Annotated in this window: 19 protein-coding genes and 1 tRNA gene; 16 read left to right on the top strand and 4 right to left on the bottom strand. The window is 43.3% G+C overall.

What is annotated here, in order from left to right; all coding sequences use genetic code 11:
• Window positions 1-178 precede the first annotated feature (178 nt).
• The 13 genes from SKC37_RS01405 (at window position 179) to SKC37_RS01465 (ending at window position 18002) form a co-directional block, all read left to right on the top strand.
• Window positions 179-3028 carry a PQQ-dependent sugar dehydrogenase gene (locus SKC37_RS01405; RefSeq protein ID WP_377979753.1) on the top strand — a complete coding sequence of 950 codons (2850 nt, stop codon included), beginning with the start codon at window positions 179-181 and terminating at the stop codon, window positions 3026-3028.
• 59 nt (window positions 3029-3087) lie between these two features.
• Window positions 3088-4383, top strand: coding sequence for a glycoside hydrolase family 88/105 protein (locus SKC37_RS01410; RefSeq protein ID WP_377979754.1), 1296 nt, complete (start codon window positions 3088-3090; stop codon window positions 4381-4383).
• A 2-nt stretch (window positions 4384-4385) separates the two neighbouring features.
• Complete coding sequence (locus SKC37_RS01415; protein WP_377979755.1) at window positions 4386-5150, top strand: SDR family oxidoreductase; 765 nt, start codon at window positions 4386-4388, stop codon at window positions 5148-5150.
• A gap of 159 nt (window positions 5151-5309) precedes the next feature.
• Entirely contained in the window at window positions 5310-6473 is a 1164-nt protein-coding gene (locus SKC37_RS01420) for a glycoside hydrolase family 88 protein (RefSeq protein WP_377979756.1), read from the top strand.
• A gap of 55 nt (window positions 6474-6528) precedes the next feature.
• A complete protein-coding gene (gene purH, locus SKC37_RS01425; protein ID WP_377979757.1) occupies window positions 6529-8052 on the top strand; it encodes a bifunctional phosphoribosylaminoimidazolecarboxamide formyltransferase/IMP cyclohydrolase in 1524 nt (507 codons plus the stop codon).
• Between the two features lie 94 nt (window positions 8053-8146).
• The gene (gene gyrB / locus SKC37_RS01430; protein WP_377977722.1) at window positions 8147-10117 is read left to right on the top strand and encodes a DNA topoisomerase (ATP-hydrolyzing) subunit B; all 1971 of its coding nucleotides are present in this window, start codon (window positions 8147-8149) and stop codon (window positions 10115-10117) included.
• 1 nt (window position 10118) lies between these two features.
• Window positions 10119-10337 carry a hypothetical protein gene (locus SKC37_RS01435; RefSeq protein WP_130896131.1) on the top strand — a complete coding sequence of 73 codons (219 nt, stop codon included), beginning with the start codon at window positions 10119-10121 and terminating at the stop codon, window positions 10335-10337.
• A 1-nt stretch (window position 10338) separates the two neighbouring features.
• Window positions 10339-12627, top strand: coding sequence for a polyphosphate kinase 1 (ppk1, locus tag SKC37_RS01440; protein ID WP_377979758.1), 2289 nt, complete (start codon window positions 10339-10341; stop codon window positions 12625-12627).
• Between the two features lie 24 nt (window positions 12628-12651).
• Complete coding sequence (locus tag SKC37_RS01445; protein ID WP_377979759.1) at window positions 12652-13890, top strand: NupC/NupG family nucleoside CNT transporter; 1239 nt, start codon at window positions 12652-12654, stop codon at window positions 13888-13890.
• A gap of 1 nt (window position 13891) precedes the next feature.
• Entirely contained in the window at window positions 13892-15850 is a 1959-nt protein-coding gene (dnaG, locus tag SKC37_RS01450; RefSeq protein ID WP_377979760.1) for a DNA primase, read from the top strand.
• Window positions 15851-15867: 17 nt separating this feature from the next.
• Window positions 15868-16386, top strand: coding sequence for a hypothetical protein (locus SKC37_RS01455; RefSeq protein ID WP_377979761.1), 519 nt, complete (start codon window positions 15868-15870; stop codon window positions 16384-16386).
• A gap of 76 nt (window positions 16387-16462) precedes the next feature.
• Window positions 16463-17563, top strand: coding sequence for a hypothetical protein (locus tag SKC37_RS01460; protein WP_377979762.1), 1101 nt, complete (start codon window positions 16463-16465; stop codon window positions 17561-17563).
• Window positions 17564-17573: 10 nt separating this feature from the next.
• Window positions 17574-18002, top strand: a complete 429-nt coding sequence (locus tag SKC37_RS01465; protein ID WP_377979763.1) for a hypothetical protein — start codon at window positions 17574-17576, stop codon at window positions 18000-18002.
• Between the two features lie 40 nt (window positions 18003-18042).
• On the opposite strand, the gene SKC37_RS01470 is transcribed toward SKC37_RS01465, so the two are convergent.
• From SKC37_RS01470 to SKC37_RS01480, 3 genes are read right to left on the bottom strand one after another with little or no spacing between them, the layout of a single operon-like run.
• Window positions 18043-19095: a sugar phosphate isomerase/epimerase family protein gene (locus SKC37_RS01470; RefSeq protein WP_130896138.1), complete on the bottom strand. Its 1053-nt coding sequence runs from the start codon at window positions 19093-19095 to the stop codon at window positions 18043-18045.
• Window positions 19096-19108: 13 nt separating this feature from the next.
• Window positions 19109-20254 (bottom strand): Gfo/Idh/MocA family protein, encoded by a 1146-nt coding sequence (locus SKC37_RS01475; RefSeq protein ID WP_377979764.1) that lies wholly within the window; start codon window positions 20252-20254, stop codon window positions 19109-19111.
• Window positions 20255-20261: 7 nt separating this feature from the next.
• Window positions 20262-21401: a Gfo/Idh/MocA family protein gene (locus SKC37_RS01480; protein ID WP_377980497.1), complete on the bottom strand. Its 1140-nt coding sequence runs from the start codon at window positions 21399-21401 to the stop codon at window positions 20262-20264.
• 271 nt (window positions 21402-21672) lie between these two features.
• Here SKC37_RS01480 and SKC37_RS01485 point away from each other — a divergent pair, with 271 nt between their 5' ends.
• Both SKC37_RS01485 and SKC37_RS01490 read left to right on the top strand, forming a co-directional pair.
• On the top strand, window positions 21673-22923 hold the full coding sequence (locus SKC37_RS01485; protein WP_377979765.1) for an MFS transporter: 1251 nt from the start codon (window positions 21673-21675) through the stop codon (window positions 22921-22923).
• Between the two features lie 47 nt (window positions 22924-22970).
• Window positions 22971-23549, top strand: a complete 579-nt coding sequence (locus SKC37_RS01490; RefSeq protein ID WP_377979766.1) for a peptidylprolyl isomerase — start codon at window positions 22971-22973, stop codon at window positions 23547-23549.
• Here the strand turns inward: SKC37_RS01490 and SKC37_RS01495 are convergent.
• Window positions 23506-25167, bottom strand: a complete 1662-nt coding sequence (locus SKC37_RS01495) for a sodium:solute symporter family protein (RefSeq protein ID WP_377979767.1) — start codon at window positions 25165-25167, stop codon at window positions 23506-23508. The genes SKC37_RS01490 and SKC37_RS01495 overlap by 44 nt on opposite strands.
• Before the next feature lie 185 nt (window positions 25168-25352).
• Here SKC37_RS01495 and SKC37_RS01500 point away from each other — a divergent pair.
• Window positions 25353-25437, top strand: a tRNA-Leu gene (locus SKC37_RS01500).
• Window positions 25438-25487: the final 50 nt, after the last annotated feature.

Here is a 25487-nt window from a genome sequence, read left to right on the forward strand (position 1 = left end):
AATACCCTGCGGGGATGAATTCTGAACTGTTTCCTACGGACTAATTCCCTGCTGACTTTATTCTTTATGCTTTATTCTTTGTGCTTTAAAAACCGGGATTTCGTCTCATTTTCCACTCAACAATTTTTAAAATCCGATTATTGTATCATTTTTGTAAAATACTAAACCTTTCGATGCTATGAAGCAATTATTACTAGCTGTCACGCTAGCATTTATTAATCTAACTGCCTTAGCGCAGGCCCCCGATGAAAATCGTTTTGTGAAGTCTGTTTTGGTAGACAAATTAGATGAACCCATGGAGTTTACCTTTTTGCCAGATGGACGTATCCTGTTTGTGGAACGCAAGGGAGATGTGAAATCTTATGATACGAAGACCAAAGAGACGAAGACAATCGCTCACTTAAATGTCAACACGAAATACAAGAACCGTTTGGGTCAAGAGCGTGTGGCAGAGGAGGGATTGATGGGTATTGTTTTGGACCCTAATTTCAGCAAAAACCACTGGCTATATCTTTATTATGCGCATCCAACGGAAACGAAGCACATTTTAGCACGTATGGAATTGCGTGGGGATGAGTTATTAGTAGAGCAACAAAAAGTGCTTTTGGAGGTTCCTACACAGCGGGAGGAATGTTGCCACACGGGTGGTGGAATGGTTTTTGACAAATCAGGAAACCTGTTCTTAACCGTAGGAAATAATACAAGTAACAGTAATTCAGATGGTTATGCTCCTATCGATGAGCGTCCGGGTCAAGCGTATTGGGATGATCAACGCGGTGCGTCGAATACGAATGATTTACGCGGAAAGATTTTACGCATTCACCCAGAGGCGAATGGCACCTATTCGATTCCAAAAGGCAATTTATTTGCGCCTGGTACGCCTAAGACGAAGCCAGAAATTTATACGATGGGTCACCGCAATCCTTGGAGACCTAGCATCGATTCTAAAACAGGTTTCTTGTATTGGGGCGAAGTAGGTCCAGATGCATCGGTAGATTCAGAAAAAGGTCCACGCGGGTATGATGAATTTAATCAGGCCAAAGGTCCAGGTTATTACGGCTGGCCATATTTCATTGGTGATAATAAAGCCTATGCGGATGTAAATTTTGAGACGATGGCGATTGGACCTAAATTCAACCCAGCGGCTCCAGTGAATGAATCCCCTAATAACACTGGTTTACGTGAATTACCTGCGGCAACGAAGGCGATGATTTGGTATCCATATGGAACGTCAGAGGAGTTTCCTTTAGTAGGTTCATCCGGTCGTTCAGCGACGGGAGGTCCTGTGTTTAGAAAGGCGGATTTTGCGGGTGCGAAACGGGCATTTCCATCGTATTACGAGGGAAAATGGTTAATCGTGGAGTTTATGCGTGGCTGGATTATGGCAGTTACCATGGATGAAAAAGGGGATTACAAGTCGATGGAGCGCTTTATGCCATCTACAACTTTTGGATCTGCGATCGATATGGACTTCAGTCCAGAAGGAGACTTATATGTATTAGAATATGGTTCGGCTTGGTTCCGCGGAAATGAGAATGCGCGTTTAGTAAAGATTGAATACCAAGGTGGAAATCGCAAGCCGTATGTAGAAGCATCTTCAGCTAAGAAAGCAGGTGCTGCTCCATTTACAACGACTTTATCTGCAGATGGAACGAAAGATTTCGACGGAGATAAGTTGACGTATACGTGGACAGTCAAGAAGACCGGCAAATTCGTGAAGAATTTATCAGGTGCTAATCCGACCTTGCAATTGAGAGATGCGGGTAAATATGAAGTGACTTTGAAGGCGGCAGATCCGAAAGGATTATCGAACACGGCTTCTTTGGAAATCTTAGTAGGTAACGAAGCTCCAGTAGTGGATATCGCGGTGGACGGAAACAAATCATTCTATTTCGAGGGGCAGCCTTTGAAATACGAAGTGAAAGTAGAAGATAAAGAAGACGGAACGCTAGGTAAAGGTATTGCCAAAGAGGCAGTTGCTGCGACCGTGGATTATGTAGCTTCAGGTTACGATCCGATCGAGATGGCGCAATCGCACCGTAAGGCTGATAGCGATTTATTTGCCTCTGCAGGTCTTCGTTTAATCAATGCAAGTGATTGCAAATCTTGTCATCAAATGTCTGTACGTTCTGTAGGGCCATCTTACAAAGAAGTGGCTGAGAAATACAAAGGCCAAGATATGGTAGAGAAACTTTCTGATAAGGTAATTGCTGGTGGAATGGGCGTTTGGGGCGAACACGCGATGTCTGCGCACCCAAGTATTTCTAAGGCAGATGCGAAAGCGATGGTGAACTATATCTTAAGTTTAGGAGATGCCAAAGCAAGTAATGCCATCGCCACTTCAGGAACCTTAGGTTTGAAAAAGCCAGCGGATCAATCTTCTTCGAAAGGGGTATTTGTGGTTCGTGCGACTTATTTAGATAAAGGAAACAAGAAGATGGCTCCAGTTCAATCGGAGAAATGGTTGTTCTTACGTCACCCAGCCTTGAACGTGGAGAAAGCAGATATGACGAAAGGCATTTTGCAATTAATCACGCCAGGTCGTTCGACGAACATGGTGGGCCAAAATCCACACTTAGGCTACAAAGATTTAGATCTAACTGGAATCTCAACAATTGAAATTTCAGCTTCAGCGCAAGCGCGTTCTAACGCAGCGGGTGGTGTGATTGAAATTCGTTTGGATTCTCCTACGGGAACGGTGATAGGCCAAACAGCACCGATCGAAGTGTCACAAGGTGGATTTGGTGGACCTCCTCCAGCAGCGGCAACGCCAGGAAAGGGTGCTCCACTAGGAACGGGAGTTGCGGCTCCAGCTTCAGCGCCTGCAGCTACAACAGCGCCTGCACCGTCAGCAGCTCCAGCGGCACCTGCGGGTCAAGCGCCTCGAAGAATGAATGGTCCGTCTGCGCAAAAAGTAGCCATTCAAGCCACTTCAGGCTCTCACGATCTGTATTTTGTGGCGGTAAACCCGAAAGCAACCGAACAACAAATCGTCGTGCAGATCTCGGGTATTGAAATGAAAAAATAGTCTTTTGATTATAGTAATTCTGGGGTCCTCTCTGCTTTAATAGGGAGGACCCCTTTTTTATGCGCTATACCTTATTTTTGTTGTTGATTTCTGGCTCCTTATTTGGCCAAAAAAACATCACCTCCGCTTCCGATGCCACGGCGCCTCTCCACGCATTACAACCAGATTATCCTACACCTTACGGTGCACCTACGGCTGAAAATATCCAAAAAACCATCGACCGCGTCTTCACTTATTTAGAAACGGCGACTCCTGATCGTTTTGTGGATAAGACGTCCGGCGCAGAAGTGAAAACATATAACGCGAATGCCATTTTTAGCAAGGGAGATTTTCGTCCGATTTCCTATGAATGGGGCGTGACCTATTCCGGAATGTTGGCTTTAACAGAAGTGACCGGGGATGTGAAATACAAGAACTATGTGTTTAATCGCCTCAATCTGATAAATTCGGGTGTTCCGGAGGCGATAAAGATTCCAGCGGAACAATCACACGTATTGAAAGGGCTAGTTCACCCGCGCGCTTTGGACGACATCGGAGCGATGGGAATGGCGGTGATTAAGGCGAAAAAAGCCGGATTTACGACGGATATGTCTTACATCACAAAGCGTGCCTCGGATTTTATCTTGAAAGAAGAGCACCGATTGCCGGATCGTACCTTGGTCCGGATTCGTCCATTACATCACACGATGTGGCTTGATGATGTCTATATGGCTATTCCAGCTTTATTGCAATTAGGGGAATACGAAGAGGCGGTTTTTCAATTCAAAGCTTACCAAAAGCGGATGTTTAATCCAAACCTGAATATTTACATGCACGGTTATTTAGTCGACGCCACGGAGCATCCGGAATTTCACTGGGGCCGCGCGAATGGCTGGGCCTTATTAACCAATTGCGAATTATTGGAGTATTTGCCGGCAAATCACCCGGCTCGTCCGGAGATTTTAGCTCAGTTGAAAAGCCACTTGAAAGGGCTGATGGCTTTGCAGGATGGGACGGGATTTTGGCATCAATTATTGGATAAAAATGATTCCTATTTAGAGACATCTTGTACGGCGATTTATACTTATGTTCTTGCCAAAGGTATCAACAAAGGCTGGCTCGACCCTAAAACTTATGGTCCTGCAGCGATATTAGGTTGGAATGCAGTGAATACAAAAGTGAATGAAAAAGGCCAGGTGGAAGGGACTTGCGTAGGGACAGGTTTAGCCTGGGATCCTGCTTTCTACTATCACCGCCCAATTTCACCATTTGCGGCACACGGCTATGGTCCCGTTTTATTAGCTGGAGCAGCCATGATGGATTTAGTGAAACATCACACTTACCAAATCAATGATTCTGCCGTACATTTGAAATAATTATGAAAAACACGTTTGATTTAACAGGAAAAATAGCGCTAGTCACGGGTTGTAAGCGAGGAATCGGAATGGCGATGGCGCTCGGTTTAGCGGAGGCAGGTGCAGATATCATTGGGGTTTCGGCTAATTTAGAATTGTTGGGTTCTCAGGTTTCTGCCGCTGTGGAAGCTTTAGGCCGCAAATTCAAAGCTTACCAAGCTGACTTCTCAAATCGCGATTCGCTGTATGCTTTCATCAAACAGTTGAAAGCTGACTATCCCCGTATCGATATCTTAGTGAACAACGCAGGAACCATTTTGCGTAATCCGGCAGCGGAACATTCAGATGAGTTTTGGGATGAGGTTTTGGAAGTAAATCTCTCGTCGCAGTTTATTTTGAGCCGCGAAATCGGCTCCAGGATGATTGCACAAGGCAGTGGTAAAATTATATTTACCGCGTCTCTATTGAGTTTCCAAGGCGGAATTAATGTGCCAGGTTATGCTGCCAGTAAAGGCGGTATTGCCCGTTTAACGATGGCTTTAGCGAATGAGTGGGCTGGGAAAGGAGTAAATGTGAACGCGATTGCTCCTGGCTATATTTCCACTGATAATACGACGGCTTTGCGTGAAGATAAAGAGCGCAGTGCCTCTATTTTAGGACGAATTCCGGCGGGAAGATGGGGAGAACCAGAAGACTTTAAGGGTCCGGTGGTATTCTTAGCATCAGACGCCTCTAACTATGTACACGGAACCATTTTGACCGTCGATGGCGGCTGGATGGGGCGGTAATTAAATAATAAAGCATAGAGCATAAAGCATAAAGTCCGGAGGGAATGAGTCCGAAGGAAAAATTGCTAAATTCATCTCCGGAGGAGATACCAACTTTATTCTTTATGCTTTATGCTCTATTCTTTAAAAGAGTGCTCTATTCTTTAAAATAATAAACCTATGAAAAAATTAACTCTATTATTCGCATTAATCTCCACCTCCCTTTTCGCGCAGAAAATAGATGTAGATAAACAAATCGCTTTAGCTGGTCAGCAATACCAATTGATGCTAGCGGCACAGCCAGATACGAGCACGACGGTGCACTCAGCTAAACAAGATGGGATGTACAGAAATATGCCACCCAAGTGGTGGTGTTCAGGTTTCTTCCCAGGTGGACTTTGGTTCTTGTATGAAAAGACAAAAGACCCGAAATGGGAAGCAGCAGCTCGTTTATGGACGGCGGCGGTGAAGAAAGAGCAATTCAATACGGGGACCCACGATTTGGGATTCATGATGTATGATTCTTTCGGGAACGGTTTGCGTTTAACAAAAGATCCGGAATACAAGAAGGTATTGATTCAGTCTGCCAAATCTCTAGCGACTCGTTTCGATCCCAAAATTGGTTTAATTAAGTCTTGGAATGGTTTCAAAGGAGGCTATCAATATCCGGTGATCATCGATAATATGATGAACTTGGAATTGTTGTTCTGGGCATCGCGTGAGACGGGGGATCCGCGTTTTAAGGAGATCGCGATTATTCACGCGGATAATACCATGAAGAACCACTTTAGACCGGATTATTCGAGCTATCACGTGATTTGCTATGATGTGGACGGAAAGGTTTTGGCCAAAAAACAACACCAAGGCTACCAAGACGAGTCTACTTGGACGCGTGGACACGCCTGGGCAATGTACGGCTACGTAGAAATGTACCGCAACACGAAGGACAAAAAATACCTTGACTTCGCCCAAAAAATCTCTGATTTCTACTTAAATCACCCGAATATGCCGGCAGATAAAATTCCTTATTGGGATTTCTATGCGCCTAATATTCCTACGGAAGAACGAGATGCTTCTGCGGGAGCGATTGCGGCGTCTGCCTTGCTCGAATTGAGTACCTATTCAGGAGAAAAAGGCAAGCGCTATAAAGCAGATGCGGTGAAGATGTTGGAATCGCTTTCGTCTCCAGCGTACCGTGCGGCTTTGGGAGAAAATAATCACTTCTTGATCAAGCATTGCGTGGGAGCGAAATCGCTGAATTCGGAGATTGATGTGCCCTTAATCTATGCGGATTACTATTATTTAGAGGGCTTGTTGCGCTACCAAAAAATGGCTAAAAAATAGACGGCTTTTTGGGCTGAATTTCGTACCTTTGAGGCTTCATTTTTTATCAAGCCCCATGTCAGTTAAGAAAATTCAATCAGCCTTAATTTCGGTTTATTACAAGGACGGTTTAGCGCCCATCATTCAAGAACTTCATAAAAACGGAGTGACACTTTATTCTACGGGAGGGACGCAGTCTTTCATCGAAGAATTAGGTATTCCAGTGATTGCAGTAGAAGATTTAACGGGTTATCCGTCGATCTTTGGCGGTCGCGTGAAGACGTTACACCCGAAGGTTTTTGGTGGAATTTTACACCGTCGTGATTTAGCGTCTGATGTGGAGGTTGCCAAACAATACGACATTCCTGCCTTAGATTTAGTGATGGTTGATTTGTATCCATTCGAGGAAACAGTAGCATCTGGAGCTTCTGATGAGGATATTATTGAGAAAATAGACATTGGTGGTATTTCTTTAATCCGCGGTGGAGCGAAGAACTTTAACGATGTATTAATCGTTTCTTCTCGTGATCAATACGCGGAGGTAGCGGCGATTTTTGCAGCACACGGCTCTACTTCGACTACGTTAGAAGAACGTAGAAGTTTTGCTGGAAAGGCTTTCCAGGTTTCATCTCATTACGATGGAGCGATTCAACGTTATTTTGCAGGCCAAACAGCGGATTTAGCTAACTACACGACCTTGCCAGCACACGGCTTGCGTTACGGAGAGAATCCTCACCAACAAGGTAAATTCTACGGAGATTTAGCGGCTTTATTTGATAAATTACACGGTAAGGAATTGTCTTACAATAACTTAGTAGACGTAGATGCGTGCCTTTCTCTTTTAGACGAATTTAAAGAAACGGCTTTCGTGATCATTAAGCACATGAATGCGTGTGGCGTGGCGACAGGAACTACTGTTAAAGAGGCCTACGATAAGGCACTTTCTTGCGATCCTATTTCGGCTTTTGGTGGTGTTTTAGCCACAAACAATACCGTGGACAAAGCTGCAGCTGAATCGATCAACCCTTTATTCTGTGAGATTCTGATTGCGCCGGACTTTACGGAGGAGGCTTTGGAAATCTTAAAGACGAAGAAAAACCGTATTTTATTGAAGCGTAACCAAGTTGCTTTCCCTAAAGTAATGTTCAAGACCTTGTTAAATGGTGTTTTAGAGCAAGATAAGGACTTAGTGATGGAAGGCGTAGAAGATTTCAAGACGGTGACGAAACGTGTTCCTACAGATGAGCAAAAGCGTGCTTTAGCGTTTGCATTAAAGATTTGTAAGCATACGAAATCGAATACGATCATTTTAGCGAATGATGGCCAGTTATTGGCTTCAGGAGTGGGTCAAACTTCTCGCGTAGATGCCTTAAAGCAAGCAATCGATAAAGCAAAGGAATTTGGATTTGACTTAAACGGTGCGGTGATGGCTTCGGATGCGTTCTTCCCGTTCCCTGATTGCGTTGAAATTGCTGGAAATGCGGGTATTGTGGCCGTTACGCAACCGGGTGGATCGATTAAGGATCAAGATTCGATTGATTACTGTGATGCGAATGATTTAGCTATGGTCATGACGGGAATTCGTCACTTCAAACATTAGGATTATTCAGTTAAAAACTTTATTTTTAAGGTTAAGAATCAACACTATTTTCGGGCGATTAAAAAGCTCGTTTTAACACACATTAAATTACATTATGTCAGAAGCACAAGATACATCAGCTCAGGATCGGGCAAATTATGGTGCAGATAATATTCAAGTATTAGAGGGTTTAGAGGCGGTTCGTAAGCGTCCTTCCATGTACATTGGTGATACCGGTTTTAAAGGTCTTCATCATTTGATTTGGGAGGTAGTTGATAACTCAATTGATGAGGCATTAGCTGGTCATTGCGATATGATCAAAGTGACGATCAATACTGACAATTCCATTTTAGTAGAAGATAACGGTCGTGGTATCCCTACGGGAATGCACACAAAAGAGAAGCGTTCTGCTCTAGAGGTAGTAATGACGGTGCTTCACGCCGGTGGTAAATTCGATAAAGACACCTACAAAGTTTCTGGTGGTTTGCACGGTGTGGGGGTTTCTTGTGTGAATGCCTTATCGACAGATTTAAAAGTAACGGTTTATAGCCGTGATGGTAAAATTTACCAACAAGAATATAAAATCGGGGTTCCGCAATACCCAGTAAAAGAGGTAGGGACAACAGATCGTACAGGTACATCGGTATTATTTAAGCCAGATGAGACGATTTTCACGGTTACAGAATACAAATATGAAACAGTTGCGGGTCGTTTACGTGAATTATCTTTCTTGAATGCGGGTATCCGTATTCAATTGACAGATATGCGTGAATTAGATGAGAATGGCGTGGCGAAAACGGAAGAATTCTTCTCTGAAGGAGGTCTTCGCGAATTCGTTATGTTCTTGGATTCTACGCGTGAGCCATTACTTTCTGAGCCTATCTACATGGAAGGTGATAAGAATGGGGTTCCAGTTCAAGTGGCGATGGTTTACAATACCTCTTACACGGAGAATGTGGTTTCGTATGTCAATAACATCAACACGATTGAAGGTGGTACGCACGTAGCGGGTTTCCGTGGTGCTTTGACACGTACTTTGAAAAACTACGCAGATAAGTCAGGTGCCTTAGATAAATTGAAGATTGATATCGCGGGGGATGACTTTCGTGAGGGTTTGACAGCTGTAATTTCGGTGAAAGTGGCGGAGCCTCAGTTTGAGGGCCAAACAAAAACCAAATTAGGTAACGGTGAGGTGTCTGGTGCAGTTTCTGCAGCGATGTCTGATATGTTAGAGTCTTGGTTAGAAGAGCACCCGAAAGAAGCTCGTCAAATTGTTGCCAAAGTAATCTTAGCTGCTCAAGCGCGTCACGCTGCTCGTAAGGCGCGTGAAATGGTTCAACGTAAGACGGTTTTAGGTTCGAACTCGTTACCAGGTAAATTAGCCGATTGCTCGGATTCAGATCCTGAAACATGTGAGATCTACCTTGTCGAAGGGGATTCAGCGGGTGGTACGGCGAAACAAGGTCGTAACCGTGCATTCCAAGCGATCTTGCCTTTACGTGGTAAGATTTTGAACGTAGAGAAAGCACAAGAATACCGTATCTACGAAAACGAAGAGATTAAGAATATGATTACCGCGCTAGGCGTTTCTTTCGGAAAAGATGGAGATGAGCGTGCGTTGAATATGGATAAATTACGTTACCACAAGGTGATCATCATGACCGATGCGGACGTTGACGGTAGTCACATTCGTACCTTGATTTTAACGTTCTTCTTCCGTTATATGCGTGAACTAGTGGATCGTGGATGTATTTACATTGCACAACCACCGTTGTACCAAGTGAAAAAGGGACAACAAGTACGTTACGTTTGGACAGAGGATCAACGTACCCAAGCGATTCAAGAATTAGCAGGTGGTGGAAAAGAAGACAACGTAGGCGTACAGCGGTATAAGGGTCTTGGAGAGATGAACGCGGAGCAATTGTGGGAAACTACGATGAATCCAGAGTCTCGTACCTTGAAGCAAGTGACGGTTGAATCTGCGATCGAAGCTGATTTATTGTTCTCTATGTTAATGGGAGATGAAGTAGCGCCACGTCGTGACTTCATTGAGAAGAATGCTAAATACGCTAAAGTAGACGTTTAGAATGAATTTTGATTTTAAGTCGTACCATTTGCGTGGCATTCACGCAGAGACGTTGGAGGAAAAGCAGAAGATCAATCAAGAATTGAAAGACTTTTACAATTCCTTAACAGAGGAGGACAAACGCTTGTTTAATTTAGAACTTCAGAAATTCTTGGCCACAGAAATGGGGCGTTTGGGTTCTGATTACCAAGCCATCAAAAATCAAGTTCCTACAGAATAATATGAGTGAATTAGATAAAATACTGAAACACGATGAGTCAAAAGATTCCCTTGCCGGGAATCTTTTGTCATTACTTACGCCTACGAATTGGAAGATTAATCTGATGGCTCCGCGTGAGCAAAATCGGAAGGTAGATAAATCGACCCAAAAGTCGAACGATACCATCGCGAAATCAAAATTCATCTCGCGTGATTTGTCGTGGTTGAAGTTTGATGAGCGCGTATTAGACCAAGCGCGTGATACGTCTAAGTCACTTTTTGATCGCTTGAAATTTTTGGCGATTACGGCCTCTAATTTAGATGAGTTTTTTACCATCCGAATGGGCTCCTTGTATAATTACATCGATTTAGGGAAAGAAAGAACGGATTATTGTGGATTGCGTGAGGTGCCTTTTAAGCAGGCCATCATTAACGATGCGCAGGAGTTTACCCAGGAAAAGCACCGTCTTTTCATGGAGGAAATTTTGCCGTTATTTCCGGAAAATGGGCTTTTATTAGCTTGTTTAGATGATTTAGACGAAGACGAAAAGGAAGAGGTGGCGACCTATTTCCAACGGACCATCTATCCAATGTTAACACCGATGGTGTTCGATCATACGCACACGTTCCCGAGTTTGCTAGCGAAGACCTTAATATTTGGGGTTGTAACGGTAGGCCTTTCAGACAAGAAAAAGACGCGAAACGAGAAGGAACAAAAGATCTCTTTTGTGCAGATTCCGTTGAATTTGAAGCGTTTCTACGTGATTGAACGGGAAGATAAAGTGTTATTTATCCCGATTGAAGAGATTATACGCCACCATTTGCAAGTTTTGTACCGCAATGTGGAAATTGAATCGACGACTTTGTTCCGCATCACACGTAATGGAGATTTTGATTTAGTGGAACACGAGGATTCAGATACGGATTTTGTGGATGAGGTGAAGAAGAAGATCAAGGACCGTCGTTTGGGTCGTGTGACGCGTGTGGAGGTGGAGAAATTTCATTCGGATTTCTTGTTAACCGAGATGTTGAAGCGTTGGAATTTAGATCGTTCGGATATTTTTGTCAAGAATTCGATTCTGGATTTTACGTCTTTTTGGCAAATACTAAAGCACGCAGAATTTAAGACGCAAATGGCTGTAAATCCGGCTGTGGTACCGGCTTTAGGTCTGAAATCAGTGGTGATTGATGACATATTTGATACGATTAAACGAGGGGATATTTTATTGCATCATCCCTACAATAATTTCGAACCAGTTATTCAATTATTGGAGCAGGCAGCTGATGATCCTAAAGTCTTAGCGATTAAGATCACCCTGTATCGTATTTCTAAAAACTCCCGAATTTCAAGTGCCTTATTGCGTGCGGCGGAACAAGGAAAACACGTTTCGGTCTTGTTTGAAGTGAAGGCTCGTTTTGATGAGGAGAATAATATTAAGGAAGCAACGAAATTGCAGAAAGCGGGTTGCTTCGTGATTTATGGTATTCCGGGATTGAAAACGCACACGAAATTGTTGCAAGTGATTCGGAATGAGGGCAACCACGTGGTGAGTTATGCCCATCTATCGTCTGGAAATTACAACGAGGATACGGCTAAATTATATACCGATATTGGCCTTTTAACGACGGATACGCGTATTACACAAGATATTTCAGAGTTCTTCAATGTAATCACGGGGCATTCAATGCCTACCCATTACGAGCATTTAATTACGGCGCCGCGTGATATGCGGAATCGCTTGATCGAGATGATTGAAAATGAAGTGAAGAATCACCTAGAGGGTAAGCCAGCCGGTGTTTGTTGGAAGATTAATTCTTTACAGGATTTGAAGACGATGGAAGCGCTGTATAAGGCTTCGCAAGCAGGTTTGCCAGTGCTTTTAATCGTGAGAGGTATCTGCTGTATTCGTCCTCAACGCAATGGTTTGTCTGAGAATATCTTTATTAAATCGATTGTAGGGGAGTATTTAGAGCATACGCGTTTGTATTATTTCCATAATGCCGGCGATCCTAAAATCTATGGGGGAAGCGCGGATGTGATGGTGCGCAGCTTTGACCGACGTATTGAATCCTTATTTGAATTAGTGAATACACGCGCGAAGAATCTGGCTATTACTATCTTAGACTGGAATCTTCAGGATACGAAAAATTCGTATGAGATGCAGGAGGATGGGACCTATTGGAAAATCGAAAGCGATGTACCTTTTGATATCCATACGAAATTTTACGAAATCAAAGACGAGGATTTGGTTGCCGAACTAGCTTTTGATAAATTTACAGTTAGCCTAGATACGAAACTAGAATCAAAATAGGCGAATTACACCAATAAACAACACATGGAAAGATTTACAGGATTGCTCGGTATCGTATTGATTTTGGGCGTATCATTTTTGATGTCGAATAACCGAAAAGCGATCAATTACCGGACGGTAGGCGTAGGTCTTTTAATGCAAGTGTTGTTAGCGGTGTTTATTTTAAAGACAGAGACAGGCCAAAACCCCTTCCAATGGTTAGGTGATTCCATCAATACCTTATTAGGTCAAGCGGATAAAGGAGCACAATTCGTGTTCGGTTCTTTAGTGAATCGTGACTTGATGATTAAGGCATTTGGTCCCGGAAATGATTATATCTTCTTCTTTAAAGTAGTTCCTACGATCATCTTTGTGTCTGTTTTAGTGAATATGTTCTACCATTTAGGCGTTCTTCAGCGGGTGGTTTCCTTTATCGGGAAAGGCGTTCACTGGTTAATGGGTGTGAGTGGGGCAGAGGCGCTTTCAAATGTGGCATCCACGTTTGTAGGCCAGGTAGAGGCTCAAATTATGATCAAGCCTTATTTAAAAAACATGACGAATTCGGAGCTGATGGCTTCGATGACGGGTTCATTTGCCTGCATCGCGGGTGGTGTAATGGCCGTTTATATCTCCTTGGGAGTTCCAGCAGCGTATTTATTAGCGGCAAGTTTGATGGCTGCGCCGGGTGCGCTTGTGATTTCTAAAATCATGTTCCCAGAAACGGAGAAGTCGGAGACGGAAGGGGAAGTTAAATTAGAATTGTCTAAGACTCACGCGAATTTAGTCGATGCCATCGCGGCAGGTGCGAGTGAGGGTTTGAAAGTGGGGATGAATGTGATCGCGATGTTGATCGGTTTTATTGCTTTGATCGCTTTAGTGGATTTAGGGTTAGGACATATTGGTGCTTGGATTAACTATCCAGAATTATCGATGAACACGATTTTAGGAAAAGTATTCTCTGTATTTGCTTTTGCGATGGGCGTTCCAGCACAGGATATCGAAGTGGCAGGAGCCTTGATGGGTAAGAAAATGGTGGTGAATGAATTCGTCGCTTATTTAGATATGGTGCATTTGAAAGCAACGTTGGATCCTAAGACGATCGCCATCACGAGTTTTGCCTTGTGTGGTTTTGCGAACTTTTCATCGGTAGCTATCCAAATCGGGGGTATCGGAGAATTAGCTCCATCTCGTCGTTCAGACTTAGCTAAATTAGGCTTTAAAGCCTTGATTGCCGGAACTTTGGCCTCTTATTTATCAGCTACTTTAGCCGGTTTATTATTGTAATATGCGTATTGATCCCGAAACCGTCGAGCGAATAAAGCAAACGGCTGCGGTGGCAGACGTGATCGGGGATTATGTGACGATTAAGAAGAAAGGCGCAAACTATTGGGCTTGCTGTCCGTTCCACGGAGAGAAGACGCCGTCTTTTTCTATTTCCCCTGCAAAGGGAATCTACAAATGTTTTGGTTGTGGTAAAGCCGGTGATTCCGTGCGTTTCATTATGGATATGGAAGGCCTGGGTTATGGAGAGGCCTTACGTCATTTGGCCAAAAAATACGGCATAGACATCCAAGAAGAGGAAATGACCGACGACCAGCTGGTTCGTCAGAACGAGCGCGAAAGTCTTTTAATCATCCTCGAATACGCGAAAGAATTTTTCAAGAAACAATTATACGATACAGACGAAGGGAAATCCATCGCCTTACCTTATTTCAAGGAACGCGGTTTCTCGGATGCCACGCTTCAATCATTCGATTTAGGTTACAGCCCAGAAGCCTGGGATGCTTTCTTAAAGGCTGCCCTCAAACAGGGTTTTTCTCAGGAAATTATTGAAAAAGCGGGTTTAGTCACCCAAAAGAATGACGACGGAAAGGTCTACGATCGCTTCCGTAACCGCGTCATATTCCCGATTCACAATGTGTCGGGTAAAATCATCGCTTTTGGTGCGCGTATTCTGCGCAACGACGCCAAGAATCAGGCGAAATACCTGAACTCTCCGGAAACGGAAGTCTACCACAAGTCAGCCACTTTATATGGTATCTCACAAGCGAAGAATGAGATCCGGGCAAAAGATGTTTGCTATTTAGTAGAGGGCTACACGGATGTGATTTCTTTGCATCAAGCGGGAATTAAAAACGTAGTAGCATCTTCGGGTACGTCTTTGACCATCGAGCAGATCAAGTTAATAGGTCGCTTCACCCAGCACGTCACCGTTCTTTACGATGGGGATTCTGCGGGTATCAAGGCCGCTTTACGTGGGATGGATTTGATTTTAGAAGAAGGTTTGCAGGTGAATTTAGTCGTTTTTCCTGAGGGAAATGACCCGGATTCCTTTGTGCGCAAGATCGGTTCTGAGGCATTTGTTGACTACATCAAGAAAGAGGCCAAGGATGTGATTTCGTTCCAAGCGAATCTGTTCAAAGAAGAAGCAGGCGACGATCCTTTTAAGAAGGCCGAGATGATTAAGGAAATGGTGCAATCCATTTCGAAAATTCCGGATGCCATTCAACGCAGTCTTTTCATTCAAAAGACCGCGACGATGATGCGGATGGATGAAGATGTCCTATTAGCGGAATTGAATAAGATTCAGCTGAAAAAGATGAAGGGTGCTAGTCAAGATCCTCAGCAAATATCTGCACAGCAATATGCAGAGGTGCGTCAATTGATTGAGCCCACTTTTGCGGATGATGACGAGCCGGCGCAAGTTCAGAATTTAGCCTATTACCAAGAATTAGAATGTGTTCGTTTGTTGATTAATTATGGGCATTTGGAAATCAATCCAGAAAAGGCTCCGGGTTTAACGGTCGTACATTATTTGATCGATGAATTAGAAGGTACGGTTTTCCAAACGCCTTTATTTATTCGTATTTTGGACCTTTGTAAACAGGAATTTGCTGCTCAACGTGCGCCTAAACCTGATTTCTTTCTGCACCACACGGACGAAGAGATTCAATCTTTTTCGATTAATATCTCCTCTGAAAAGCATGCATTGTCTTCTGAATGGAAAGACAAGCATGAGATTCGGGTGAATACGGATGAAGAGTTGTTAGAGGATTTAGCTTATAAAAATGTATTGCGCCTTAGAAAGGTGTATAATGACCAACATTTGCAGGAAATCTTAAGCAAATTGGATTCTTTGAAAGCAGATGCAGCGGAAATGGATGAAGTATTGCTTGAATTCATCCGGTTGAAGGAAATTCAAAAAAATATTTCTCAAGAATTAGGCACTGTGATCGAAAAATAGCCTATTTTTGCTTTTGAATGAAAAAAATACTTGCCATAATGCTATTCTCTGTGCTGCTTTACCAAGCAGGCGGTTTTGCATTGCAGTATTTATCAGAAGGCAATACGGTTGCCGTTGATCCAGAAACGGAAGAGACGGTAGTCGTTAAAATCCCTATCAATTTACCCTATCAAACAGACTGGGTTTCTTCAGAAGAAGTAGAGGGTTCTGTTCGCCAAGGCGATGAATTCTACGAAATGAAAGAGCGTAGGGTAGAAAATGACACATTAGTAACGGTCATGGTAAAGGACCGAAATGCCCGTGAAAACTTCTTTGATTTGGCGGAGCAGGTAAATGAACACCTGACCGATGAGCCAGGTTCTACACCAGCTAAATCTAAATTAATCAATACCCTAGTGAAAGAATATTGTGCTCAGTCTTCAGGCTGGGTATTCTATATTATCGAATGGCCTGTTTCGATGGAGGCGCCCATTCACTCTGTTTTACCTACCAAAGACTTCTCGTCTGATTTTTTCTCGCCGCCACGGCAAGCTTAATTTTTCTTTGATCCCCTTTTTAGCCTAGGACAAATCTGTCCCGGGACATCGTGTATTATTTTAAAAATTAAGCAAAATGAAAAATATTATTTTAGCACTCCTATGTGTAGGAGTATTTACGTTTAGTTCTTTTGGTCAAGGTTGTGTAGCGGTTCGTCATATGAGCTGTTCGGTGGGTACGGGTGCCAACTCGACTTCGATGATGCATCCAGGCCAATGGCAAGTTTCTTTAGGCTTTAGAAGTCTACATTCTTATAAACATTATGTAGGGGCTGATTACCAGCCAGCACGTGAAGCGGCAGGTACCAATGTGATTAATGATTCCCAAAGTTTCGATTTAGGTGTAACCTATTCAGTAACAGATCGTCTTTTGTTAGCGGTTAATTTACCGTTGAACTTTAATTACAGAACCTCTCTTTATGAGCACTATGGAAATGCATTGAATGTAAATCCCGCTCAAAAGCGTTTTGGTACCATGGCGAATGGTATCGGAGATGCGCGTCTGACTGCTTCTTACTGGTTGTTGGATCCGTTGAAACATATGAAAGGGAACCTTTCTGTGGGTCTTGGTTTGAAGTTGCCTACAGGTGATTCAAAAGCGATGGATAAATTCCATAGAAGAGCTAGTGATGGATCGGATTATACGATTGAAAAGCCAGTGGATCAGTCGATTCAATTAGGCGATGGCGGTGTGGGAATTAACTTGGAGATTCAAGGATACCAGCAATTGTTCAGTCGGACGTCTCTTTACTATAATGGATTCTATATGTCGAATCCTAGGAATGTGAATGATGCTGCGAATGTGGCACCAGACAAAGTGGTGACTGATGAAATGGTTCGCTATATGTCAGTGGCAGATCAATATGCAGGTCGTGTAGGGTTGAATTATGCTTTGGCTCCCAAAGCAGGTATCGGCGCTACCCTGGGCGCTCGAATCGAAGGTGTTCCCGCTTACGATTTAATCGGAGGTTCTGATGGTTTCCGCCGTCCAGGTTATATCTTCTCGATCGAACCAGGAATCAGTTATTCGACAGCGAAGAATACGTTTTTCGTTTCATTGCCGATCGCCACTCAGCGTAATCGTATCAAAAGTGCAAGTGATTGGGTGAATAATAAGCATGGGGATGCTGCCTTTGCAGACTATTTCATTTCAGCGACGGTGACACATCGTTTTTAATTTTTATACCATGGTAACAATTAGCAAAACACGCCTGCAAGCCCTCGTTACGGCAGCTTGGTTAAACCGCGCGATGATTGCGGTGGTGTATATTTGGTTTGGATTCTTGAAAGTGTTAGGCACTTCTCCAGCAGAAAGTTTAGTGACGAAGCTTTTCAATATTACGTTGGAGCCTTTTATGGGCATTCAGACGTTCCTGTTGATTTTAGGCATAGGGGAGTGTGCGATTGGAATGTTGTGGTTGTCTCCTCGTTTGACTAAAATCGCTTTCTGGGTGATGTTAGGACATTTGTTTACGACCTTTTTGCCGGTAATATTTCTGGTAGAAGATACCTGGCAATCCTTTTTCTCGCTGACCCTGACAGGGCAATACATTGTCAAGAATGTGGTGTTGTTATCCGCAGCTTGGTTTATAAATGTGTTTCGAGAGGAAGCATAAATGGATAAAAAAAGCCCCTGACTCGTCAGGGGCTTTTTACTTATAGACCTAAGATCTTTTTGTTGAACTCTTCGTCTGCTCCGGTTCCTGCGAAATCATCGAAGACCTTTTCGGTTGCTTTGATGATGTGGCTCGCGATGAACGGCGCACCCTCTGTAGCCCCCTGAACAGGATCTTTGATACAGCATTCCCATTCTAAAACTGCCCATCCGTCGTATCCGTATTGGGTTAATTTAGAGAAGATGCTTTTGAAATCGACTTGTCCGTCGCCTAATGAGCGGAAACGGCCTGCGCGGTTGATCCAAGATTGGTAACCACCGTACACCCCTTGTTTTCCTGTTGGGTTAAACTCGGCGTCTTTTACGTGGAACATTTTGATGCGCTCGTGGTAGAAGTCGATGTACTGTTTGTAGTCCAAAGCCTGTAACACAAAGTGCGATGGATCATACAATAAATTAGCGCGTTTGTGACCTTTTACTTCGTCTAAGAACATTTCGAATGTCACGCCATCGTGCAAATCTTCACCTGGGTGAATCTCGTAGCATAAATCTACTCCGCATTCATCGAATGTATTTAAGATCGGTAACCAACGGCGACCTAATTCTTTGAAACCTTGCTCTACTAATCCAGCTGGACGTTGTGGCCAAGGATAAACCGTGTGCCACATCAAAGCGCCTGAGAAAGTAGCGTGGGCATTTAAACCTAGGTTTTGAGACGCTTTAGCTGCGTATTTTAATTGTTGGATCGCCCATTCGGTGCGTGCTTTTGGATTTCCTTTCACGGAATCTGGAGCGAATGCATCGAAACCAAGGTCATAAGCTGGGTTAACCGCGACTAATTGACCTTGAAGGTGGGTGGATAATTCGGTGATTTGCAAGCCTTTGGCGGCTAACATTCCTACGATCTCATCGCAATAAGTCTTCGACTCAGCAGCTTTTTGAAGATCAATGCAACGCGAATCCCAAGAAGGAATCTGCACCCCTTTGTAACCTAAAGAGGCTACCCAAGTGGTGATGCTGTCTAAGGTATTAAAAGGGGCTTCGTCGCCCATAAATTGTGCCAAAAATATCGCTGGCCCTTGAATCGTTTTCATATGTTCTGAAGGTTTAGATTTTTACCCATTGTTGAGAACGCGTTGAGTCTAAGATGCGCTCGCAAATTAATAACTCCCGGTACCCGTCAGCAAAAGTTGGGTATTTTGGATTTTCCGGTTGTTTTCCAGCTTCTACAGCGGCGTATACTTCTTTGAATAATTGCTTTGACGTATCAGAGAAACCTTCGTTATGTCCTCCAGGGAAGGTCATTAAGGCTGTTGCTTCAGGGTAGGCCAAAGAAGGATCACGCATCAACACCTGATTCGCTTGATCTCTATTTCCGATCCACATTTCGTTAGGGGACTCTGAGTTAAACGCGAAAGTTTTGTTTGAACCTGAAATTTCTAATTTCAATTGGTTCTTGCGACCCGCTGAAACTTGAGAAACAGTTACACAACCCCGGTTTCCATTGTCAAAACGCAATAAAACGTTCGCATGATCTTCTGTATTAATGTGTACATCTGCATAATCTTCTGGCTGTAACATTTTGCCAGAATACGTCTCTACTGGCTTCAAAGGCTTCTTGCGCACTTTGTGAACCGTATTGAAATCTGCCATTACTTCGACTGTTTTCAAACCTGTAATGTATTCGATAACGTCTAATAGGTGAGATCCAATATCGGCTATAGCGCGTGAATCACCAGATTTGTCCGGCTCTAAACGCCAGTTATAATCTGTATTGTAGAATAACCAATCTTGTAAATAGCTACCGATGATCGAATAAATTTCGCCTAAATCACCTTTTTCGCGCATCGTCTTCATTTGACGTACTAAAGGATAGTAGCGAAGGTTGAAGTGAACCGCATTCACTAAGCCCGTTTTAGCTGCTAATGCAACTAATTCCTCCGCTTCGTGTAGGTCTTTTGCCAAAGGCTTCTCACACACCACGTGTTTACCCGCTAATAAAGCCGCTTTCGACTGCGAATAGTGTAAGAAGTTAGGCGTACAAATGTGTACACACTGAATATCCTCTTGCTTCAATAGATCTTCAAACGTATACCAACGGCCGATGCCTAATTGCTTTGCTTTCGCTTCCGCTAATTCGATGGTCACTTCGCAAAGCGCAGCTACATCAATGTTAGGTAGACGGCGTAATGCCTCGATATGTGCGGGTCCGATAAAACCGGTTCCTACGATTCCAACTTTGATTTTCGTCATGGTTATATTATAGTTCAAATTTTGTCCACTTGTTTGTATTGTCTTGAGATGATCTCACTACATTTTCGATAAAAGCCATTCCCATGATACCCTCGTCGATTCCTGGGAAATCATATAAAGGATCTTGTGCTTTTCCTTCCCATCTTGCTCTTAATGCAAAAGCAAAATTGCGGTAGATGTTCGCAAAAGTCTCTACGTAGCCCTCTGGGTGTCCCGCAGGCTGACGTGTATGCGCATTAGCGGCAGGAGATAGCTGGCCTACGGCTGTACGAATAATCCGCGCTCCTTCGTCGCGCGTCCTAAACACCATCGTATTTGGCTCCATTTGGTGCCACGTAATCCCCGCCTTACTTCCATAGATACGGAAGTTGAAATCGTTCTCTTCGCCATTACAGATTTGAGAACAATGTAAAATACCTTTCGCCCCATTATCATAATGGATCAAGATATTGCCATCGTCATCCAGCATTCTGCCCTCTACGAAGATGGTTAAATCCGCGCAAAGCTCCTTAATATGTAATCCAGTAATGTATTCGATCAAATTCTCGCAGTGCGTTCCAATGTCACCAATAGCACCTGCGGCACCGCAACGCGCTGGATCTGTTCTCCAAGCCGCTTGTTTTTGGCCTGTTGCCTCTACAAGGTCGATTAACCAACCTTGTGGATATTCCACGATGATCTTGCGAATCTCACCCAGTTGACCGCTGTCTACTAAGTGTTTTGCCTCTTTCACCATCGGATAAGCCGTGTAGTTATGGGTCAAAGCAAAAATCAAGCCTGACTTCTCGATGATTTTCTTCAATTCTTTCGCTTCCGCTAAGTTCAAGGTCGCTGGCTTATCGCAAACAACATGGAATCCATTCTCCAACGCCATTTTAGCGGCAGGGAAGTGCACGTGATTAGGCGTTACGATGGAAACGAAGTCCATGCGCTCGCCTTCTGGTAATTCTTTCTCCTTTAAAATCATCTCCTCATACGACCCGTAAACGCGGTTTTCTGGAAGATAAAGGGATTCTCCGGTAGCTTTTGATTTTTCTGCGCTGGAACTAAATGCGCCGCAAACTAATTCGATTTCTCCGTCTAATTGGGAACCGCGACGGTGAACTGCACCGATGAAAGCTTCTTGACTTCCGCCGATCATTCCCATTCTGATTTTCCTACTTTGGCGTGATTTTGCCTGTGTAGCAGAACCTCCTTGAATCATAATTATTATAGATTTAGATATGTTACAAAAATAGAGCAAAATTTGGTTTTATAGCCTCTAAATCGCTCTTTTTTTAAAATATTATCAAAAATAAATCCCTATACATGCCATTATCCCAAAAACTTTTTGTTTTTTTGTTACGATTTTTCTAATGAAGAATTTAATTTTTTAAAGAATAACCAATCTAAACTTATTAACTAAACCTCAAACAATTATGAATCAAACGGTTAATGCCAATCGATTATTTTTGGCTTCATGCTTTGCCCTCATTACGACTTCCATGGCTTTCGGTATTCGGGCAGGTGTTTTAACACAATTAGGTGTTAGTTTCAAATTAGATAACGAGCAATTAGGTTATGTTAACCAAATGGCTTTCCTTGGATTTCCTATCGCCATGATTATAGGAGGGCCATTGTATAATGTATTAGGTCCTAAAAAAATCATTTGGGTAGCTTTCTTTACGCACGTGATCGGTCTAGTTATGACGATTTTCTCCGGTGGATTTTGGACATTATTAATATCAACTTTCTTTGTAGGATTTGGTAATGGTACGGTAGAAGCCGCTTGTAACCCGATGATTTCGGATATGTTCGAGGGTAAGGATAAAACAAAGATGTTAAATAGGTTCCATATGTGGTTCCCAGGGGGTATCGTCATTGCAACGCTTTTATCTCAATATATGACAGAGCATAATATGGGTTGGCAATTGCAAATTGCTTCAATCTTAATTCCGGCAGTCATTTATGCTTTATTATTCTTTGGTCAAACGTTCCCTGTCGCAAAAGTAGAGGGTGGTGCATCTACGGGAGAAAATTTAAAAGCGATGTTTTCCCCACTTTACTTATTCATGTTAGCTTGCATGGCACTGACGGCGATTTCTGAATTCGGTCCTGAACAATGGATTGGACCAATTATGTCCACCTCAGGAGCGAGTCCAATGATTATTTTAGCGATTGTAACAGGTTTAATGGCGGTGGGTCGTTATTTCGCAGGCCCTATAGTTCATAAATTAGACGCTGCTGGCGTGTTACTCGTTTCGGCCATACTAACTGCGTTGGGTGTCTATTTGATGAGTAATGTAAACGGTTATATACCATTTTTTACCCAAACGGGAGAATTGGTAAAACTACAAGTAGTTTATTTGTGGGCAATTATCTTTGCCTTAGGTGTATGTTATTTCTGGCCAACTATGATTGGATATGTGGCTGAAAACATACCAAGATCAGGTGCATTTGGGCTTTCAATTATGGGCGGTATGGGTATGTTCGCTACTTCAATCTTCCAACCTATTATTGGTAAATGGTTAGATGCAAATACAGCAGAGGCAGCGAAGACTTTAAAAGGAGATGCGGTGGCTTTAGCTGCTGGTCAAGCAACGATGGGTCAAATGGTGTTATTCCCAGCGATTCTAATTGTCGCTTTTGCGGGACTTTATTTCTTAGGAAAGAAAACATCAAACGCTTAGTCTAGATTTTTAATTAAATTAGGGGGCTCGAAAGGCCCCCTTTTTTTATGCGTTACCTGATCTTATTCTCTTTCTTGATTTTTGCTTGCAAGCCCAATTGGCGGATTGATCCGGCCAAAGTAAAAGAGGAATTGCAGGCCCAAGCAGCCCAGAACACCGAGCGCAAGATAAAGGTGGAAACCCGTTTAGGAGAATTTGAACTAGAATTAGACAACCGAACACCTTTGCATTCGGTGAACTTTATTCGCCTGGTGAAGATGGGCTATTTCAAAGACCGCTACTTCTACCGCAATGTCTACGAGATAGGAATTCAGGGCGGTGGAGAATATTTTGATCGCTTGAACTACCTGGTTCCGGCGGAGTATTTGGATGAGCTGCGACCTGAAAGAGGAACTATTGCGATGGCTCGCTACGATGAGGGGAATCCCCTACAATCCTCGTCTCCCACCGAGTTTTTTATTGTGACAGATTCAGAACAAGCCCGTCGTTTTTTCCGGAAATATGTCGTTTTTGGCAAAGTTACCAAAGGGATGGCAGTGGTTGACTCCATCAAAAAGGAGCGTTCGTTCGACGAGAAACCCGTTATTCCGGTGAAGTTTTCGATGTCTGTTTTGGACCCCCAATAAGACTTAAAATAAAGGCAATTGCCATTACCAATAAGCAGCCTAATACGTTTAGCCAAAGAAAGGCCATCCACTCTACTTTCCAAGCATAAATCACAAAGGCTTCAGCGATGAGCGCGGCAATAAAAACCTGCGTCCCCGTAGTTTTAGGCAAATAGAATGCACATAGGAATATGCCTAAAATGGTACCATAAAACCAAGATCCTAAGATATTAACCACTTCTATCAGGCTCCCCATATTCACCGCAAAAGTCGCGACGATTAAACAAAGTACCCCCCAGCCTAAGGTGATGAGTTTCGAAATCCACCAATAATGCTGGTTTCCGCGATCAGGCGCGATAAATCGTTCATAAATATCGACCATCGAAGTAGAAGTCAAGGACCCAAAAGCTGAGGCCATCGAACCCATCGACGAAAGTAAAATCATGGCAATTAAGAAGCCCACAATCCCGATCGGTAATTGATTGATAATATAGTGTAAGAAGATGTAATTTGTGTCTTGAGCCTCTGTCTTCGGTTTTGCTGTTTTCAAAAGAGCCACCGCTTTTTCCTGAGTGGCCGCAGCTTGTTTATTTAAGTCATTCAACAGGGAATAATCCTTTTGTAGAATGGCTGATTTCTTAGCCTCGAAAATCGCTCCTTTCTCCTGATCAATGGCCTGATGTCCTGGAACTGTAGCCCAAACCGCCTCCGTATTCTTATTAAAAAAAGTAGGAGGTGCGTTGAATTGGTAATAGGTGAATACTAAAATACCCACTAACAAGATGAAGAACTGCATCGGAATTTTGAGGAATCCGTTCATTAAAAGGCCTTTTTTGATCTCACCAGCAGAAACACCGGATAAGTAGCGGCCTACTTGACTTTGGTCCGTACCGAAATACGATAACTGTAAAAAGAAGCCACCTATGATTCCAGACCAAATATTATAGCGATTATTCAAGTCGAATTTCCAATCGATTAGATTTACTTTGCCCATTTTACCCGCAATCTGCAAGGATTCTTTGACGCCGATTTCGTCCGGAAGCTGAGCAACAATATAAACGCCGACGAAAACCATCCCGACGAGAACAACGGCCATTTGCAACATTTGAGTGTAGGAAATGGCTTTAGATCCGCCCAGCATACAATAAGTCGTTACGATAGCTGCTGTCACGGCATTGGTCCAGGTTAAATCCCAGCCTAATAAGGTGGAAAGTATAATAGAGGGAGCAGCGATGGTTACACCGGTGGATAAGGCACGCGGAATTAGGAAGAGGAGGGAGGTGAGCACCCGGGTTTTGGCATCAAAACGATTCTCTAGAAACTCGTAGGCCGTGTATACTTTTAGTGAAAAATAATGCGGAATAAAGGTCACCGATAGGATAATCATCGCGATGGGTAATCCTAAATAGAACTGCACGAAACGCATTCCATCGTGGTATGCCTGGCCTGGAACGGATAAGAAAGTAATCGCTGAAGCCTGCGTGGCCATCACGGAAAGTAAAATATGGTACCAGGGAAGTTCTCGATCTGCTAACAGAAAACCCTGTAAGGAATGCTTCGTTTGCTTTCCTTTCCAGCTGCCATACGCCACAATTCCACCAATCGTAGCCAATAAAACGATCCAATCGAGTGCTTGCATAGCTACTTAAAGGTTTCAGTTAAGTAGATGAATGTCGCAATGATTCCTAATAGGAATACAATTAATGCCACATACCAGCGACTGAATTTCATAGGAGGTTTATTTTTGCCCAAAGTTAATCCAATATTTATATTTAAAAGCTTTTGAATTTTTAAAATTGCTGACTACCTTTGCACTCCAAATTCGCGGGTGTGGTGGAATTGGTAGACATACCAGACTTAGGATCTGGCGCCGCGAGGCATGGGGGTTCGAGTCCCTTCACCCGTACCAATGGCAAGCCCTCAACACCAAAAAGGTTTTGAGGGTTTTATTTTAAAGGC

The sequence above is a fragment of the Aquirufa esocilacus genome (assembly GCF_042715595.1).
GTDB lineage: Bacteria > Bacteroidota > Bacteroidia > Cytophagales > Spirosomataceae > Aquirufa > Aquirufa esocilacus.